The sequence below is a fragment of the Flagellimonas abyssi genome, assembly GCF_019457905.1.
In the GTDB taxonomy this organism is placed as follows: Bacteria; Bacteroidota; Bacteroidia; order Flavobacteriales; family Flavobacteriaceae; genus Flagellimonas; species Flagellimonas abyssi.
The window spans coordinates 122,613-141,660 of record NZ_JAHZSV010000008.1; the positions used below are offsets into that span (position 1 = coordinate 122,613).

The 19,048-nt window shown below is 41.3% G+C and carries 16 protein-coding genes and 1 tRNA gene; 10 read left to right on the forward strand and 7 right to left on the reverse strand.

Annotated elements, in window-relative coordinates; genetic code table 11:
• Positions 1-172 precede the first annotated feature (172 nt).
• The gene (locus K1F36_RS08120) at positions 173-1,210 is read left to right on the forward strand and encodes a helix-turn-helix domain-containing protein (RefSeq protein ID WP_220113376.1); all 1,038 of its coding nucleotides are present in this window, start codon (positions 173-175) and stop codon (positions 1,208-1,210) included.
• 403 nt (positions 1,211-1,613) lie between these two features.
• Here the strand turns inward: K1F36_RS08120 and K1F36_RS08125 are convergent.
• Positions 1,614-1,686, reverse strand: a tRNA-Phe gene (locus K1F36_RS08125).
• A gap of 102 nt (positions 1,687-1,788) precedes the next feature.
• Between K1F36_RS08125 and K1F36_RS08130 the strand changes: the two genes are divergently transcribed.
• The 7 genes from K1F36_RS08130 to K1F36_RS08160 all read left to right on the forward strand — a co-directional run bounded on the left by K1F36_RS08130 (position 1,789) and on the right by K1F36_RS08160 (position 9,559).
• Complete coding sequence (locus K1F36_RS08130; protein WP_220113377.1) at positions 1,789-2,517, forward strand: type III pantothenate kinase; 729 nt, start codon at positions 1,789-1,791, stop codon at positions 2,515-2,517.
• Positions 2,518-3,780, forward strand: a complete 1,263-nt coding sequence (locus K1F36_RS08135; RefSeq protein ID WP_220113378.1) for a BamG family beta-barrel-assembly machinery protein — start codon at positions 2,518-2,520, stop codon at positions 3,778-3,780. It begins immediately after the preceding gene.
• Positions 3,781-3,882: 102 nt separating this feature from the next.
• Complete coding sequence (locus K1F36_RS08140; protein ID WP_220113379.1) at positions 3,883-5,253, forward strand: hypothetical protein; 1,371 nt, start codon at positions 3,883-3,885, stop codon at positions 5,251-5,253.
• 1 nt (position 5,254) lies between these two features.
• The gene (lptC, locus tag K1F36_RS08145) at positions 5,255-5,857 is read left to right on the forward strand and encodes an LPS export ABC transporter periplasmic protein LptC (RefSeq protein WP_220113380.1); all 603 of its coding nucleotides are present in this window, start codon (positions 5,255-5,257) and stop codon (positions 5,855-5,857) included.
• Position 5,858: 1 nt separating this feature from the next.
• On the forward strand, positions 5,859-6,062 hold the full coding sequence (locus tag K1F36_RS08150; RefSeq protein WP_108246960.1) for a hypothetical protein: 204 nt from the start codon (positions 5,859-5,861) through the stop codon (positions 6,060-6,062).
• Positions 6,063-6,064: 2 nt separating this feature from the next.
• A complete protein-coding gene (locus K1F36_RS08155; protein ID WP_220113381.1) occupies positions 6,065-7,354 on the forward strand; it encodes a hemolysin family protein in 1,290 nt (429 codons plus the stop codon).
• 84 nt (positions 7,355-7,438) lie between these two features.
• On the forward strand, positions 7,439-9,559 hold the full coding sequence (locus tag K1F36_RS08160; RefSeq protein WP_220113382.1) for a peptidylprolyl isomerase: 2,121 nt from the start codon (positions 7,439-7,441) through the stop codon (positions 9,557-9,559).
• Between the two features lie 48 nt (positions 9,560-9,607).
• Here the strand turns inward: K1F36_RS08160 and K1F36_RS08165 are convergent, their stop codons facing one another.
• The 3 genes from K1F36_RS08165 to K1F36_RS08175 form a co-directional block, all read right to left on the reverse strand.
• A complete protein-coding gene (locus tag K1F36_RS08165; protein ID WP_220113383.1) occupies positions 9,608-10,189 on the reverse strand; it encodes a hypothetical protein in 582 nt (193 codons plus the stop codon).
• Between the two features lie 136 nt (positions 10,190-10,325).
• Entirely contained in the window at positions 10,326-11,234 is a 909-nt protein-coding gene (locus K1F36_RS08170; RefSeq protein WP_220113384.1) for a GYDIA family GHMP kinase, read from the reverse strand.
• On the reverse strand, positions 11,234-12,550 hold the full coding sequence (locus K1F36_RS08175) for a hydroxymethylglutaryl-CoA reductase, degradative (RefSeq protein WP_220113385.1): 1,317 nt from the start codon (positions 12,548-12,550) through the stop codon (positions 11,234-11,236). The genes K1F36_RS08170 and K1F36_RS08175 overlap by 1 nt, the downstream gene beginning before the upstream one ends.
• Positions 12,551-12,726: 176 nt before the next feature.
• Here K1F36_RS08175 and K1F36_RS08180 point away from each other — a divergent pair, with 176 nt between their 5' ends.
• Positions 12,727-14,886, forward strand: coding sequence for a S9 family peptidase (locus K1F36_RS08180; protein WP_220113386.1), 2,160 nt, complete (start codon positions 12,727-12,729; stop codon positions 14,884-14,886).
• 14 nt (positions 14,887-14,900) lie between these two features.
• Entirely contained in the window at positions 14,901-16,436 is a 1,536-nt protein-coding gene (locus tag K1F36_RS08185) for a peptide MFS transporter (RefSeq protein ID WP_220113387.1), read from the forward strand.
• Positions 16,437-16,444: 8 nt separating this feature from the next.
• Here K1F36_RS08185 and K1F36_RS20100 read toward each other — a convergent pair whose 3' ends face one another.
• From K1F36_RS20100 to K1F36_RS08195, 3 genes are read right to left on the reverse strand one after another with little or no spacing between them, the layout of a single operon-like run.
• Positions 16,445-17,398 carry a ComEC/Rec2 family competence protein gene (locus K1F36_RS20100; RefSeq protein WP_258538988.1) on the reverse strand — a complete coding sequence of 318 codons (954 nt, stop codon included), beginning with the start codon at positions 17,396-17,398 and terminating at the stop codon, positions 16,445-16,447.
• A gap of 31 nt (positions 17,399-17,429) precedes the next feature.
• A complete protein-coding gene (locus K1F36_RS20105; RefSeq protein ID WP_313790067.1) occupies positions 17,430-18,440 on the reverse strand; it encodes a ComEC/Rec2 family competence protein in 1,011 nt (336 codons plus the stop codon).
• Positions 18,441-18,459: 19 nt separating this feature from the next.
• Complete coding sequence (locus K1F36_RS08195) at positions 18,460-19,017, reverse strand: C40 family peptidase (RefSeq protein ID WP_220113388.1); 558 nt, start codon at positions 19,015-19,017, stop codon at positions 18,460-18,462.
• Positions 19,018-19,048 lie beyond the last annotated feature (31 nt).

Genomic DNA, 19,048 nt, shown 5'->3' on the forward strand with positions numbered 1-19,048 from the left:
TGTAATATGACCCCAAGTAAGCAAAAGAAGCTCGGAAAGGTTGACGCAAATAATTTTAATCGTGTTGCTTTTGATATATGTAATTAGGCCCCCGACCTTGTACAAAGGCCAACAAAGAGTATATTTATAGGATTTAGACCCAATAATCAAACAAAAGTCAGTTGTAGACCTAATGATCAAAATTAAAGTAAAGGCCCAGGATACTGCGGAATCTGTAGAGCAGATAAAAAATGTTTTAGGAGGAGCTATAGAAGAACAGTGGGGGCAGCACCAGTTGAAAGTTTCCAACGACAAGGCAAAGGGCAATATACGTTTTATAACGTTTGACTGGGGCGTGAGCTTGTTGGAGTTGGACATTACCTTTTTTGATGAGGTTTTGATAGAAGTGGACACAACGGACTTTAATCCGATCAGCTTCTATTATTGTTTGGAGGGCTATTGCGGGCACAAGTTCGGGTACCAGCCAGAAGAAAAGATCAAGATCATGGAGCAGTTCCAGTCCGTTATCCTTACCAATCGCGATGGTGGGATTACTGACAGGTATTTTCCCAAGGATGTAAAAATTTCCCAAACCGTGATACAGGTGCGCAGAAAACCATTTTTGCGCAAAAGATTGAACCAGGGCGAAGAACTCAATAAAAAGCTGTACCAAGTATTTTTGGATACCGACCACGAAAAGGTTTTTGCCTACTATGGATCCTACAACCTAAAAATGGCCGAGATGGTAACGGCCATAAAAAAGGTGAAGACCAAAGGAATGATCCGTATTATGATGATCGAGGGGCTGGTGTACCAGATTCTTTCCATGCACATGATCCAGCACAACAAAGAGGTGTTGGACAAACGGCCGCAGACCAGTCTGCTGAAAAGGGAGTTAAAAGTGGTTCGCAACTATGCCAAAAAGATAGAAAAGAACATTGCCAAGGATTTTTCGTTGGAGGACATTTCCGCCGAGACCGGGCTTACCCAGGCCAAACTACAGGAAGGCTTTAAACTGCTCTACAACAAAACGGTGACCGAATATATTAGGCACGCCCGCCTGGAACTGGCCAGAAACTACATTGCCACCACCGAAATGAACATCTCCGAAGTGGTCTACTCCATCGGGTTTACGAGCCGGAGTTATTTTTCCAAGATCTTTAAGGAGAAATTTGGGCTGAGCCCCAGTGAGTTCAAGAACAGTAAAAAAAGCGCCCATGTGGGGGGCTAACCGTTGTCTTGCTGCCTTACCGGTTCGCTAGAAAATTGCGGGGAGAGAGATTCATGGTAAAACATTTAAACGTCATAGTAAAAGAGGGAATTTTGTTTTGACTAAGACAATAGAATTAAGAAATAAAATAGTTCATCTTAAGCCAATAAAGGAAGAAACAAATACTAAGTATAAAGATGTATACAGGAGCTTGCTAAGGTTTAATTATGGTTACTCGCTTAAGACAGTAAGGGACTATATTAATTATTTTGAACCAAATCTAATTGAGGATTGCAATTGCGGAAATGAGTATTATTATAGTATTGATAACTTGTCTGATAAATGATGATAAACTCATTCGCCCCCTGAAAAAAGAAAAGCTCCGTAAGTCTTTGACCTACAGAGCTTCTTTGAAACTTAAAAGTGGTACCTCCAGGAATCGAACCAGGGACACACGGATTTTCAGTCCGTTGCTCTACCAACTGAGCTAAGGTACCAAGCTTTGTTAAGCGGGTGCAAATATAATTTCAAAATTAGGATATACAAACAAAAACCCGAAAAAAAGGTTTTGATTTTTTTCAATTAACGACCTTTGTAGCATGAATCTGGTAATCGACATCGGCAATACGTTGATCAAATACGCTGTTTTTGAGAACGGAAGCATCATCTACGACCATAGTTTCGAATCTGTGTTGTTCCTTTCCAAAATTAAGGAACTGTTCGAGAAATATCCCCGGATAAACAAGGCCATACTATCCTCCGTAGGTAAATTGGACCGAAAGGAACGGGACGTAGTGGCCCTTTTTTGCAAGGTGCACGTGCTTACCAGCGATTCCAAAATGCCCTTTAAGAACAGTTATGCCACACCGCAGACCTTGGGCGTGGACCGCTTGGCACTTGCTGCCGCCGCTTATTACCAAAATTCCCGTGGCAATACCTTGGTGATAGATGCCGGTACCTGTATCACCTACGATATGGTGAACAATGCAGGCGAATATGTGGGAGGGGCAATTTCTCCCGGCGTTCGGATGAGGTACCGCGCCATGCACGAGCAAACCGCCGGTCTTCCCTTGCTGGCCCCCGACGAACTTTTGGATTTTATCGGCAACAGTACCGAAACATGTATGCACAGCGGAGTTATAAACGGAGTGTCGCAAGAAGTTGATGGGGTAATCGACCAATATCGCTCTCGTTTTCAAGATTTAACAGTTATTTTAACAGGCGGGGACTCCCATTTTTTTGCCAAAAGGCTAAAAAACACCATATTTGCGAACTCCAAATTTCTCTTGGAAGGACTTAATTGCCTACTGGAATACAATACAAATTGAATGATTAAAAAGATTCTGATTGCTTTTCTCTGCGTGGTTGCACATGGAGCGTTTGCACAAAATGGAACCATTTCGCCATATTCTTACTTTGGAATAGGCGACGATAGGGACAAAGGAGCAGTGGATACCCAGATGATGGGGGGTGTAAGTATGTATGGGGACAGTATCCATATCAACCTTTCAAATCCGGCGGCATATTCCAAACTTAGACTGACCGCCTACACCGCGGGAATCTCCCACAAAGAGTATCAGCTCAAGAGCTGGAATGAGGAACAAAGAACCTCGGTGACCAATTTGGATTATCTGGCCATTGGCTTTCCATTGGCGAAAAACGTAGGATTTGGTTTCGGGATAATGCCCTATTCATCGGTGGGCTACAGTTTGAATTCAACTTCGAACTCGGCAAATGGGGAGGTCTCCAACTTTTTTGAAGGTGAAGGAGGGCTCAATCGGCTATATGCTTCCATTGGGTTTGAGCCTATTAAAAATTTGAGTTTTGGGGTTACGGCCAACTTTAATTTTGGCACCTTGGAATATCAAAGGATTCAAAGTGTGGAGGGCGTACAATTCGGAACTTTGGACGATCGCGAATCCAAGATAAATGGATACGATTTTAAATATGCCCTCAATTATAACCCGACCATTAAGGACAAATATACCCTTTACACATCCGTACTTGTAAATACGCAAGGAAACCTTACTTCGGAAAATACCCAGACATTGGGGTCGTTTTCACTGGTAACCGGAAACAATGTTGAGGTGGTGGATGTGGACTTGGATGCATCCAATCTTAGGAATACAGAGTTGAAAATACCCACTAGAACCACTTTTGGCCTCGGTTTTGGAGAAAATAAGAAATGGTTTTTGGGAGCAGAATACAGTTTTCAACAGATGGGCGATTTTGAAAACACCTTCCTAGGACTGGATAATATCGACTATGGCGATGCCAACACCTATGCTTTGGGAGGGTATTGGATTCCCGACTATCGTTCGTTGACCGGGTATTTTAACCGTATTACATATAGGGCCGGCCTTAGGTATGATGTAACCGGAATGACCATCAACAATAAAGAGATAAACAACTTTGGCATAACTTTTGGATTAGGTTTACCGTTGGGCGCAGATTTCTCTAACCTAAATGTAGGTTTTGAATTGGGAAGACGCGGAACAACAGATGCAAACCTTATAGAGGAAAGTTATTTTAAAGTCAATATAGGCTTATCGTTAAATGATAGATGGTTTCAACAAAGAAAAATTAATTAATAAGCCTTTTTTTAAAAAAATCATAAATAACCACCCATATAAGGCCCTGGAAAGGGATTTTTTAATGAAAATTTGTACTTTAACAGCTTTAAAATTAGAAAGATGAAAAAGAGACACTACTTAACAATGATAATGGTCACCATGTTGACGGGATTAAGTATGGCCCAAGCACAGAACCCCGAGTGTATGACCAATCTGTCTATTTACGCAGAACACGTAAAGGTGAAAAACTATGATGCAGCTTATGAGCCATGGAAAATGGTTTACGAAAGTTGCCCGGACATCAACAAGGCGAATTTCTCCTATGGAGAAAGAATCTTGAAAGCAAAGGTTGAGAATTCTACCGGAGCTGAAAAAGATGCTTACGTTCAGGATTTATTGTCCTTGTACGATAATAGTCTTAAGTATTTCCCGACCAATTACACCAAAGCAGGTGTGGCCATCGACAAAGCATTGTTGATGTACGAGAACAAAATGGCTTCCGATGAAGAATTGTTCACCATGTTGGACAAAGCCTTCCAAGAAGATCAGGAAAACTTTACCAACCCAAGGGCCTTGTACCTTTATTTCTCCAGCTTGGTAGATTTGCACGATGCTGGTAAAAGAGACCTTCAGGATGTTTTCAATACATACGATGATGTAACCGGTAAACTTGAAGAAGAAAACAAGAAATTGACCGATATAGTTACAAAATTGTTGCCAAAAGATTCTTTGGGCACGTTAACTTCCAAAGAAAAAAGAACCCTTAAGGTGGCCACAGTAAATTCAGAATCTTTCGGTAAAGTAGCTAGTAGTGTAGATTCCAAGTTGGGTGCGCTTGCCGATTGTGACAACCTTATTCCATTATACGAAAAGAGCTTTGATGAAAAGAAAGATGATGTAAAATGGGTGAAGAGAGCCGTAGGTAGAATGTTCTCCAAAGAGTGTACCGACGACCCTATGTTTAAAAAACTGTTCGAAGCCCAGTTGGCTTTGGACCCATCTGCCGATGCATACATGTACGGTGGTGTACTTAAACAAAAGTCAGGAGATATGAACGGTGCACTTGCTGATTTCAACAAAGCAGTGGAATTGGAAACAGATTCTTATAAGAAATCCGATATCCTTTATAAAATTGCGACCACAGTTAGAAACAGCAGCAAATCTCAAGCAAGAAGCTATGCGCTAAAAGCTATAGATGCAAATCCAGCAAACGGTAAGGCTTACCTGTTGATTGCCAATCTGTATGCATCTAGTGCCAATGCCTGTGGCGATACTCCTTTTGAAAAAAGAGCCATATATTGGAAAGCGGCCAGCATGGCAAGAAAAGCAGGTACTGTAGATCCAGCATTGAGTAGCCGAGCTAGTCAAACAGCAGCAAGTTATGATGCCAAAGCACCATCTAAAGAAATGATCTTTAGTTCAGGAAAAGCAGGTCAGACCATTACTTTCAGCTGTTGGGTAGGAGGTAGTGTTGCCGTACCTAGTCTATAAGGTGAAACAGAAATCAAAACATAGTTTAAAGAGCTTTGCCACGGTATTCACCGTGGCAATCCTTTTTATGTCCTGTGGTGATGGTTATGAAAGGGTGGGCGAGGAAGCAGTTAAACCCCTCTTCCCGCAAGGTGTGGCCCAAAACTTTACTTTGACCTATACCGAGACCGTCGAGGCGATGAGTACACAGGACTCGGCCAATTCCAGGGTAGTTGCCGTATTAACAAGTCCATTGTCTGAGGATTTTGATAACCAAGCCTTCAAGTTTCGTACCTTTCCAGAAGGCTTACAGGTGGACTTTTACGATGAAAAAAGTCAAAAAAGTGTAATCGTTGCCGATTATGGTATTGTATATTCACAGACTAATTTGATAGATTTGAGGGGGAATGTCATAATCAAAAGTCATGATGGTAAAAAATTGGAAACCGACCAGTTGTACTACGATAGAAAAAACAATTGGATATTTACCGAAGCTGCCTTTACATATACAAACCCCGAGGACGGAACGGTAATGGATGGTGAGGGCATGGACTTTAATAAAGATTTCACCTTTTTTAAGGCCCATAAAACTTATGGCTTAATGACAATAAAAGAAGAAGAATAGGATGATCAAAGTTTTAAGATATACAGAATACCTTTATTTGGCGGTAGCCGCCATTTCCATTTACAAGATTGCAACACTTTGGAGCGTTGATCCAAAGGAAACCTACATATTTATCTTCTTTGCCGTGGTGTCCATAGGCATGTTCATTTTTAGGAGAAGATATCGGAAACGTTTTGAACAGCGAAACAAGGATAATCAACAATAGCATTGGATTCTTCCGTAATCATCATCGTTCTTTCTCTGCTGTTTTCGGCATTTTTTTCGGGAATGGAGATAGCCTTCGTTTCCGCCAATAAAATCCATATTGAGATTGAAAAAAAGCAAGAAGGCTTCTTGGCCAAGGTACTCACCTTGCTTACCGATAAACCTTCAAAATTTATTGCCACCATGCTTATTGGAAACAATATTGCATTGGTAATTTATGGGCTTTTTATGGGGGATATGCTCATGGAGTGGTTCCAGAGCCTGCTTCCCTCCAATATTCAACTTGTCAATCTACTGTTGACGGACTTTAGCTTATTGTCGCAAACCATTATTTCCACACTTGTTATTTTATTGACGGCCGAGTTTTTGCCAAAAGTGTTTTTCCAGATATACGCCAACGTGCTGATCAAGGTGTTTGCCGTCCCGGCCTATGTTTTTTATCTGCTGTTCTCGGTAATTTCTTGGTTCGTTATCAAAGTGTCCGACTTTATATTAAGGATATTCTTCAAAACAGAAGGGGATGAAGTTCAACTGTCCTTTACCAAATTGGAATTGGGGGATTACATCACCGAACAAATGGAGACCGTAGAGGAGGAGGATGACGTAGATTCCGAAATACAGATTTTTCAGAATGCACTTCAATTTTCCACGGTAAAGGCAAGGGAAGTAATGGTTCCCCGAACCGAAATTACAGCGGTAGAACTTAACGAAACACCTAAAAACCTGACCAAACTCTTTACGGAAACCGGCTACTCAAAAATTTTGATATTCAAGGATAGCATCGATGAGATTATTGGTTATGTGCACTCCTACGAACTGTTCAAAAAACCAAAGACCATTAAAAGTATATTGCTTCCGGTTGAGTTTGTTCCCGAAACCATGCTTATCCAGGATATTTTGAATGTATTGACCAAAAAACGCAAAAGTATGGCGGTGGTTTTGGATGAATACGGAGGCACTTCAGGTATTTTGACGGTCGAGGACATTATCGAGGAACTTTTTGGAGAAATCGAGGACGAGCACGATTCCACCGATTTACATGAAGAACAGTTAGGCGAGAACGAATACAAGTTCTCTGCCCGGATGGAAGTGGATTATATCAATGAAAATTATAAGCTGGAGCTTCCGGAAGGGGAAGAATATGAAACATTGGGAGGATTGATCGTAAACCAGACAGGAGAAATTCCCGAACAAGATTCAGAAGTTACCGTGGACAACTTCACCTTCAAAATTTTGGAGGTGTCCAACACCAAAATAGACTTGGTAAGTGTACGCGTTCATACTGAAGATTAATAATTTCCACTCCTTTTTTAGCTTTCCTATTTGAAAAGAAAGTGGTATTTTCGCCCACTGAATTTAAAGAAAACAAGCAGTAAAATGGCAATATTAGAGAATATTAGAAAACGGACAACAGTTCTTATTCTAATTATTGGTTTGGCGTTGTTCGCGTTCGTAATATCCGGAGTATTCAGCAGTAACAATTTTGCTGGTGGAAAAGTGGGCTCCTCGGTCGCAGAAGTAAATGGGGAAAATATTCCAATAGAAGAGTTTAGGTCTCAGGTTGAAACAGCATCCAGAAGATACGGACCATCTGTTACCTCCACCCAATTGGTAAACATGGTATATGATCAAGAAATCAGAAAGGCCATCTTGAACCAACAGTTCGAAGATTTGGGCATTGATGTGGAAAGCGACCAAATCGTGGATTTTGTGAGAACATCAGGCTATGCACAGATTCCTGATTTTCAGGATGAAAATGGAGTGTTCAACGAACAGGTATTCAAAAGTGCCATTGCTGATTGGAGAGCAAATGATCCTTTGCGTTACGATGCTTGGTTGCAGGATGAAGAATCCATAATTCAAGCTGCCAAGGAGCGTATGTATTTCAACTTGGTAAAAGGTGGGGTTACTGCTACCTTGACAGAAGGCCAGTTGAACTATAATATGGCAAATGACAAAGTGGATATGCAATACGTTCGTATTCCTTACACCTCCATTCCAGATAGCACTATCGAAGTTTCCAAAAGTGATATCCAATCTTATATCGACGAACACAAAGCTTTGTTCAAACAGGATAAGGCACGTGATATTCGTTTTGTTTATTTTGAAGAAAAGCCATCTGCCGAAGATGAAAACAGTGTTAAGACCGCAATAACTGCTCTCTTGGATAACTCTGTGGAATATTCAGAAGCAAAGGATGCCAACGATACCATTCTTGGATTCAGAACTACAACGGATATGGCCGCTTTCTTGGACAGACATTCCGATGCGAAGTTTGATACCATTTACAAGGCCAAAAAAGACCTTCCTTCTGTAGTTGCCGACACTTTGATGGCAATGAGCGTTGGGGAAGTATACGGTCCATATAAAGATGGAAATGCTTATAAAGTATCCAAAGTAATGGACAGAAAAGAAAATGGAACTGCAAAGGCAAGTCACATTTTGATTACATGGGAAGGAGCAGAGCGTGCCAACCCATCCATTACCAGAACCAAGGAGGAAGCAGAAGCCGAAGCAAAAAGACTTTTGGCAGAAGCTAAAAAAGAAGATGTACTCTTTACAACTTTGGCAAGGGAGAATTCAGATGGACCATCAGCCCCACGTGGAGGTGACCTCGGATATTTCCAAGAAGGAGTAATGGCCGACGAGTTCAATGATTTCTGTTTTGGAAACCCGACAGGGACCATTGGTTTGGTGGAAACCCAATTTGGTTACCACGTAATCAAAGTTGACGATAAGCAAGATGTGATTCAGGTAGCAACATTGTCGAGAGAGATAGAGCCATCAGAAGAGACCATCAATACCTTGTTCACCGATGCCACCAAGTATGAAATGGCAGTTATGGATGCAGAACCAGAGAACTTTGGGGATATTGCAAGGGAAAGTAGCTACACCGTTCGTCCAGTAAACAAAATCAAGGAAATGGAAGAGAACCTTCCGGGTCTTGGTTCACAGCGCAGTATTGTACAGTGGGCATTTAACGACGATACCAGTGTTGGCGATATCAAACGCTTTAACGTAAACAATGGTTATGCCGTGGTGCAATTGACGAAGAAATATAAGAAAGGACTTATGGCACCTGAGGATGCTTCAGCAACTGCGTTGCCAGCCATTAGAAAGGAGCGTAAAGCAGAACAGATAATTGCTGCCAATAAAGGTAAAGCAATGGACGCTATAGCTTCGGACAATGGTGTAAGCCTAAGTACTGCATCTGCAGTTACATTGTCCTCGCCAACGTTGCCAGGGGCAGGGAGAGAGCCATTTGTTGTTGGAAAGGCCTTTGCCATGGAGAAAGGCCAAACTTCTGATTTGCTTGAGGGAAGTACTGGTGTTTACATGATCAAAGTGACCAATAAAACTGAAGCAGCCGATGTGGAGAATTACAGCACCTATGCGCAAAATCTACAAACAAGTGCTGCTGCCCGAGTAAATGGGGCAGTGTACAATGCTTTAAAAGATAAGGCAGAGATAGAAGATAAAAGAGCGACATTCTACTAGGATTTAGCTAAAGATGATATAAAAAAGCCTCCCGATCGGGAGGCTTTTTTATTTACTTTCATGTTCATCCCATCGCATTTTATAACAGATATGGGTGATTTTTCCTTTAGGATTTACCGTGATTTCAAAACCTTGTTTGGTACGGAAATACGCATCCCGAAGGAAGTACCATTTGCCATTTTTAAAAAAGAATTCACGTTTATCCGGTTTCCAATCGGCAATCGGATATATATAATCCAAAAGTGCTTGAAAATTTGAAGCGGATGCTTCGTTGAGTATAAAGTCTTCACGTATATAACTCCTAAGTTCCGGTAGTGGAGTATCGGTTTTTATCCTCTCAAACCGTTTCACCTCTAAACCAGTGTCCACCACAATAAACTCATGAACCTCTTTTTCCTTTTCGCCATATATATTCTTTGTCTCTTGGGTGATATAGAACACATCATGCTTTAGAATATTCTGAACAGATTCCGAGGTGATTTGATTGTAATTTGTGGTGCAACTACTGTTGATAAAGTTATCGAGCCTTAAGATGGTTTCTGTGTCATTTTGACTAAACCCTAGGGTAGTAAATAGTAAAAGAAACCCGGCAATGGGATTTCTAATGAATTTAGTTTGGATTTGGGCCATTACTGTCAATAGTTTGATGAATAGATATCAAACATAAGAGCAATTGATTAAACTTTAGGGTGCCAATTGACGGACGCCCCGTTTGAGTTTACGGATGAGCAAAAATTCCGAAAAAAGGCCTCTTCGGAGGAAAAAACTATAGTGACATTTTGGAATAGGAAATCACCGTTTCAAAACCTTTGGACTTAAAATAAGAGCGTGTTTTGTCATCACCCGTGGCCAAAACAAAATCCCCGCCCCATGCGCCAAGGCTCTTAATCGCCCCAAAATAATCTGGAAAAAGGCGTTGTTTTACAGGCTGAATTTTTAAAACTTTGGAAAGTAGGGACTCATGTTCCTCCATCAATGTCTCAAAACCGGATAATGTAGAGGCTCCAATCATTTTTTTTGTAATATCTGAAACTTCTTTAACCAGTTGGGGTTTGTCAAACTGTTGTTCTCTGTAATTGACAATGGCCTCTTTGCTGTTTTGTTTCCGGTTGAGGTGGATAAAAAAGAAGTGTTCCTTGAAAATTGGGTCGAAATCAATTTCTTCAACTTGAGGATTGCCATCTTTTAATTGATAGGTCAACGGCGAATTGTATTGGGCGCAAGCAATGTCGTATCCGCTTCCACCAAAAGCATTTTGTAAAAGCTGAAAGGCGTCAACCCGCGCCCATTGGGCAATATTGTTAATAAGAGTTGAGGAAGAACCCAATCCCCAGGATCTTGGAAAAGTAAGATGGGTCTCAATCTGGAAACCATCGCTTTCGGTCAGTAAAAGAGGATTTTGGGCATTTGCTTCCAGAAGCAACGACGTCAAGGTCTTGGCTATGGTCTCATCAGAAGTGGAAACTACCCGTAAATCTTTGAGGTCAAACTTCGCGGAAAACCAGATTTTGTCATTTTCATCTAGACTGGTCCATTCCAGAAAACCGGATGTAGTGGGAGTCACATGGAGCGATTGCCCATAACTGGAAGGTATGGCAAAGCCCAAAGCACCATCCAAAACGGCATACTCACCTGATATCAATAACTTACCGTTGCTATAAAATTCCTTCTTCATTACTTCGATTTAATTCGTTCCAAAGCCTCCTTAACTGACGCGTTGGTTACAGTTTCATCTTTAAAATGTTTGACCATTTTCCGTTTTTCTTCTTCTGTGGCTCCCAATTGATTCAACATGTTCAATAAATGCATTTTCATATGACCTTTTTGAATTCCTGTGGTGACCAAACTACGTACTGCCGCAAAATTTTGAGCCAATCCAGCTACGGCCACAATTTGCATTAATTGCTTTGCTGATGGATTCTGAAGAATTTCCAAAGCCAATTTTACCAACGGGTGCAAGGTGGTCAATCCGCCAACGGTTCCAAGGGCGAGGGGAACCTCAATCCAAAACCTGAAAATACCATCTTCAATTTTGGCATGGGACAGGCTTGAATATTGCCCATCTTTGGCGGCATAGGCGTGTATACCGGCTTCCACGGCCCTAAAGTCATTCCCTGTGGCAAGTACTACGGCATCTATCCCGTTCATAATACCTTTATTGTGCGTAACTGCCCGGTAGGGTTCTGCTTTGGCGATGTTAACGGCGCGGACAAATTTTTCCGCAAAATCTTCGGAAGGCATATCCGTGTTCCCCAGTTCGGATATAGGGCAACTTACCTCTGCCTTCACCAAACAATCGGGTACGTAATTGGATAGGATGCTCATCACCACCTCGATGTTTTTTTCTTCTTCCGTAAAATCAATAAAAGAATTTGCTTCTTCCTTTAGGGTCTTGGCAAACTGCTCCAAACATGAGTTGATGAAGTTGGCCCCCATGGCATCCAGCGTCTCGAAGGTACAATGTAGCTGAAAATAGCCATCGATTTTATCGGTAAGATTCCGTAGTTCGATTGCATTTATGCCCCCACCGCGCTTTTCCATACTTTGGGTTATGGAGGCGACACTCCTGAGCAGCTCAGGTTTTACGGAATCAAAGAACCTGGAAAGTTTTTGTTTATCACCTTTATATATAAAGTGTACCTGCCCCACTTTTTCGGTACCTATAATCTCAGCTTTAAAGCCGCCGCGTTCCAACCAAAACTTGGCCGCTTTGCTGGCCGCTGCAACAACGGAACTTTCTTCGATGGCCATGGGAATGGCATAAAGCTTGTCGTTTATCTTAAAATTTGGCGCTATGGCAAAAGGCAAATAGTAATTCGAAACGGTGTTTTCAATAAACTCATCGTGCAATTTTTGTACCCTTGGGTCCATGTTCCAATATTGTTCCAGCACCTGTTTTGTCCCTTTTGGGTCTTTGGTACAGTTATTGGTAATCCAATCAATCTTTTGGGTTTTGGTAAGTTTGGAAAATCCTTCAACGGGAGTGTTCATAAAGCTGGGTTAAAGCATTCAAATATACGTATAATGGGAATTTTGCCAGAGATTCTAAAAATTGATGAAAAACGGTTCGAACCAAAGGTTAAAATTTGTTGCAAATGCAACATCAAAATTTATTTTTCCGATAAATATTAGTAAACTTGGGAGTTTTTAATCAATTTTTTCACTTCATGAACAAACAGTCTTTTCTATTCCTATTCTTATTGGGAGTTGTTACTTTTTCTACAGCACAAAAGAAAAAAATAACCCTCGAAGAGATTTTTGGAGGAGAGTTTAGGACAGAATACATGGATGTCCTACGATCCATGAACAATGGTACACAATACACCATATTAAATACATCGCGTTCCCCGCGTTCCAGTAGTCTGGATAAGTACGATTACGAAACTTTGCAAAAAGTGGAGACCATAGTAGCATCATCGGATGCGGTACCCTATTTTTCATCCTACAGTTTTAGTGATGATGAATCCCAAGTGCTTTTGGCGACGGAAGTTGAACCTATATTTAGACGTTCCCGTTTAGGGATTTATTATGTGTACGATATAGCATCGAAAGAATTGGTGAAAATATCGGAGGTCAAAATCCAAGAGCCTACCTTGTCACCGGACGGGAGTAAAGTGGCTTATGTTCTCGATAACGATCTATATGTTATGGACTTGGCGGAGCGAACTACCAAGCAGGTCACCACCGATGGAAACAAAGGAACGATTATTAATGGTGTGACCGACTGGGTGTATGAAGAAGAGTTTGGTTTTGTCCGCGCTTTCGAATGGAACAGCGATGGTTCCAAAATTGCCTTTCTCCGATTTGATGAAACAGAGGTTCCCCATTTCTCCATGGATGTTTATGGCACGGAACTTTATCCTTCCCAGCATGAGTTTAAGTACCCAAAAGCAGGTGAAAAGAATTCTATTGTAACATTGCATATGTTTGATGTAGCGTCCGGAGCTATTTCAAACGTGGATTTGGATGGTGCCTACTATATCCCAAGAATCAAATGGATGAACAACCCGGACCATTTGAGTGTTCAGACTATGAACAGGCATCAGAACAACTTGAAACTTTATGATGTAAATGCCAAGGATAATTCTGTAAGCGTTCTATTGGAAGAGACCGATGCAGCTTATGTTGATATTGATGATGACCTAACTTTTTTGGCCGATGATAGTTTTATCTGGACCAGCGAAGCTGATGGCTACAATCATTTATATTTATATGGTCGATATGGAAAATTGAAAAATCAGATTACCGAAGGACCTTGGGAAGTGACGAGTTACTATGGATATGATGAAAAACACGACCGAATTTTTTATCAGTCCGTAGAAAACGGTTCCATCAATAGGGGAGTGTATAGTATTTCCAGTAAAGGGAAGAAAAAGAAAGCATTATCTACGGATGAAGGTACCAACTCGGCTTCCTTCAGTAGTGATTTTACGTACTATATCAATACATATTCAAGTGCAGACATGCCATATCGGTTTACTTTGCACGATGCATCAAACGGTAAATTGGTAAAGGAGATCAAGGACAACTCGGAACTGCTCAATAAATTGGAGGGGTATGAGATTGCGCCCAAAGAATTTTCTACCATCAACATAAATGGGTACGACCTTAATATGTATATGATGAAACCCGCCGATTTTGACCCAAACAAAAAATATCCCTTGTTCATGTTCCAATATAGCGGACCCGGTTCGCAACAGGTGGCCAATCGATGGATGGGTACTCGGGACTACTGGCATCAGGTGTTGGTTTCTGAAGGGTATATCGTTGCCTGTGTAGATGGTAGGGGTACAGGATTAAAAGGGCGCTACTTTAAAAAATTGACCCAAAAGGAATTGGGGAAATATGAAGTGGAAGACCAAATCGACGCTGCAAAAAAGTTAAGTGAGCTTTCCTATATTGATGAAGATAGAACCGGAATCTGGGGTTGGAGTTATGGAGGATTCATGTCCACTAACTGTATATTAAAGGGCAATGATACCTTTGAAATGGCCATCGCTGTGGCACCGGTAACTTCATGGCGTTTTTACGATACCATTTACACCGAACGCTACATGCAAACGCCGCAGGAGAACCCAACGGGGTATGACGATAACTCACCGTTCAACTATCCAGAATTGTTGAAAGGGAAATATCTTTTGGTACATGGCTCCGGTGATGATAATGTACATGTGCAGAATACCATGAGAATGATAGAAGCACTCGTGCAGGCCAATAAACAATTCGACTGGGCCATTTATCCCGATAAAAACCACGGTATTTATGGCGGCAACACTAGCCTGCACCTGTATACCAAATTGACCAACTTCGTTAAAGAAAACTTATAATCAAACTATAAAATATGTCAGCAGTAACCAAACCAGTAGAAGAAAAGCAGTTATTCGGTCATCCAAGAGGATTGTTCTATCTCTTTTTTGCCGAGCTATGGGAGCGTTTCAGCTTTTATGGAATGCGGGCCTTACTTACCCTTTATATGGTAGATGTCATCTTTGCCGCTTTAATGGAAAGAGATTACGCCACTGCTGCGGTTTATTCTTCTTATGGTTCTTTGGTATATGCTTCAACAGTTATTGGAGGTAGAATATCGGACAGTATTTTGGGTATGCGCCGCTCTATTTTCTTGGGTGGTATTTTAATGTCATTGGGGCATTTTGTTCTTGCCATAGAAAACAACATCACTTTTTTTCTCGCATTGTCCTTGATTATAGCCGGTAATGGTTTCTTTAAACCTAATATCTCAACCTTTGTTGGGTCGTTGTACAAAGATGGAGACCCTAAAAAAGATTCAGGATTTACCATTTTTTATATGGGAATCAATATCGGTGGATGGGTGGCTCCTTTGTTATGCGGATTTTTGGCTGCCAAATATGGATGGCACTACGGGTTTGGATTGGCTGGGATAGGAATGCTTACTGGCTTGATTGTTTTTTGGAGCGGTATCAAAAAAGGAGTGTTTGGTGATAAAGGCTTACCTCCCGAAAATGGAAATATAGAAAAAAAGGTCTTTGGGCTTAAACAAGGCATTTTGGTACCGGTACTCGCATTCGCCTCGGTTCCTGTGATAGCATATTTATTATCAGCATACAAAGCATTGGGCGCGGAAGGCACTTTTTTTGGAGATCAAAATATTGTGAACGTTATCTTCAAGTTGATCGGTATTTCAATTTTAGTGTATCTCGGATATATTATGTACCAGGCCTCGGTGGAGGAGCGAAAAAAACTTTTTGTAGCTGTACTTATTACGTTTTTCATGACCATTTTCTGGGGTTTTCACGAATTATCAGGGAGCGTGATTACCCTGTTTGCTGCTCGTAATGTGGATTTGGTAGGAATTATGTCCGCATCGCAGACCAATTCTTTGAACTCCATGTGGATCATTATTTTGGCAATACCTATTTCTCTAATGTGGCAATGGCTGTCCAAAAAGAATTTGAATCCAAGAACGCCCTATAAATTTGGAATGGGTCTCTTGTTCGCAGGTATCAGTTTTTATGCACTGGCCATTAGTGGTGCAAGTGCCAACGAAAATGGATTTGTACCGTTTACTTATCTATTGTTAATGTACTTCTTGTTGTCTGTGGGTGAATTGTTCATGTCACCGGTAGGACTATCCAAAATTACCGACCTCTCACCAAAACGAATAGTCGCTTTCATGATGGGAGTTTGGTTCCTTTCTTCAGCATTTGCATTTCAAGTAGTGGGCTTTATAGGTAAACAATTGGCCATTGAAAGCACAGATGCCGATGTTAGTGGTTTTAGTACCCTTACGGTATACACGGATGGGTTTATGCTCATTGCTCAATATGCACTGGGTGCCGGAATTTTGGTAATTTTAGCCTCGCCTTTAATAAAAAAGTTGATGGGCAACGTACACTAGAAACCAACTCAGAATTTAAAATCATAAAATCCCTTTTCACCCGTATAGTGGAAAGGAATTTCTTTTTTGATGCACGTCGCTTGCCATTTGGATATTACACTCGGATAGCTACTGCCATCGGCAAATATTTTTTTCGGTCGAATGGAATCAATAAGCCGTTCCAGATTAATTTTTGAAGATTGGGTCAGTAACAGGTAGTCTAATTGCTCTTCCAGAGGAAGAACGCCCAAACTATCCATAACAAATAGTTTTTTGTCACCGATTTGGTAACTGTTTCGTAATACTGATGTATCTACTTTTTGAATCCGTTCTGCTACCGCATAATCAGTAGAAATAGTGCCAATATTATCGCTGTCCGAAGTGATTACGGAAAGTGAATCCCCTAATTGATGCAGTAAAATGGTATTTCTGGTTCGGTGTGCTAATACGATAGTTTCCTTTTGGTGCACTTGGGTTTGATTCCAAATCGTCCAGCTTTGAAAAACAATCAGGCCGCCAAAGAAAAACAAGGCCGATTTCAATCGGGGACGGGATAGGAATACAACCAAAGCAATAATGACAGCATATCCGATTATCATTTGAACTGAATCAAAAGGAATATTTCTGATGATGAAACCTTCCTGCCGAGCGACCCAACCAACAATCGAATTCATCAGTTGAATTGTCCAATTAAAACCATCGACCAAAAATTGCGGTAAAAGATTGGTCAAAGCCAATAGGATGACCACGATTCCGAGACCCAAAATCAAACCTAAAAATGGAATAACCAACAAGTTGGAAACAAAAAATAATGCCGGAAACTGATGAAAATAGAACAAACTGATGGGCAAAACGCCCAATTGTGCGGCAACGCTTACCGAGAGCAGCTGCCATGCTTTTCGAACTACGATGTTATCTGGAAACCAAAATTTCTGGAGTTGGGGATAGACCCAGACAATGGCAAAAACTGCCGCGTAGCTCATCTGAAACCCTACTTGAAACAGGAACAGTGGCTTAACCAATATAAATGAACAGCATGGAAAGTGCTATAATGTTAAATGAGTTAGTAGGTCGGTTAAGGTAGAGCGAGTAGGCAACAAACGAGAACATGGTAACAGCCCTAACAATGGAAGGCGAGAGACCTGCCACAAAGGCGTAGCTCCAAAGTAGCAAAACCACAAAGATGAGTTTTATGGTTTTACCTTTAGGTAAGCGTTCCAATGGAGATAAAAGAAACTCCAACAAAAATAAAATGATGCCTACATGCAGCCCGGAAACCGCTAAAATGTGAACCGCTCCAGCATTTTTGTAGTCATTGTAGGTAGCTTCGGAAATATCGTCGCGCTTTCCTAAAATGAGGGCCTGTATTACTCCGAGCTCTTGGTGCCCAAAATTTCTACTTTTCAATTTTGAAATAATGTGTTCCCTAAAATTGGATGCCATGCCGAACAAGGTTTTGGAACCTTGCGTTACAATAATTGACCGATAGTTTGTCCTGATTTGATGTTGGATACCTTGTTTTTGTAGATAGTCTTGGTAATCAAATTGATGTGGATTCAGTGGTGGCCTAATTGCTTCAGGATTGGTAAGGGAAAGAAGCTCATCATCTACCTTTAAGGGTTTCGCAACAGAATCCAAAGTCAGGTTTAGAAGTAATTTTCCGGAGGCTCGTGTGTCGCCCACAGCAACCACTCGGGTTATATAACTTTGGGAATAGTCGTTGGGTTTTAGAACTTCTTCGACTTTCAACCGCCAAATTTCTTCTGTTTCAAGGTTTTTGGTGCTGTAATGGGATAACATCCCACGACCCAAGGAAATCCCGACCACCAAAATGCCCAAACTAATGGTTGTGAGAGCAATCAACACTTCGAAAAACGGGAATCCTTCACCATGTTGCCTTTTGCCAATTACATAGGCCAGTGGCAAAAGGACCAACATAACAAGTAAGGATAAAAGTGGTGTTCCCTCAAACTGATAACCGATAACGATGCCCAAAATCACCCACAAAGTGAGTTTTATGGACACAAAATTTAGCTGACGCACGTTACAGTATGCGCATGGCCTTTACAAAAGCGCTGTTCCAGTACCCTTCCCGTAATGAGGATACCAGTACGCCCCTTGAGGTTGTGGCGTGAATAAATTTAATGTCGTCACCGTCTACGTCCACCACCAAACCCACATGATTGATGCGTCGTCCCGTTTTACTGGTCTGGAAAAAGAGTAAATCCCCTTTTTCAACATCATTGACCCTGATTTTGTTGCCTTCCAAAGCCATTTGGTAGGATGTCCTGGGAAACAAAATATCATTCTCTTTTAAGGAAACATAGACCAGGCCAGAGCAGTCCATTCCCTTTTTTGTGGTGCCCCCATACTTGTACCGGGTTCCTGAATAACTTAATGCGGTGGAGATAATTTCGTTTGCCTTAACATTTTTACGCCCCTCTTTCTTGTTTTCCTTTTTAGGTACAATTTTAGGGGAAGTGTCTTCGGTGGACCCCTCTACCGAAACGGTTCGGGTCTTGCTGTAGGTGCGTCGTTTTTTGCCGGGGCCGCAAGCGGTAATGGCCAAAAACAACAGTAAGATTATGGTTTTTCGTAACATCCAAGAATAGATTTACATTCTTGGAAGATAA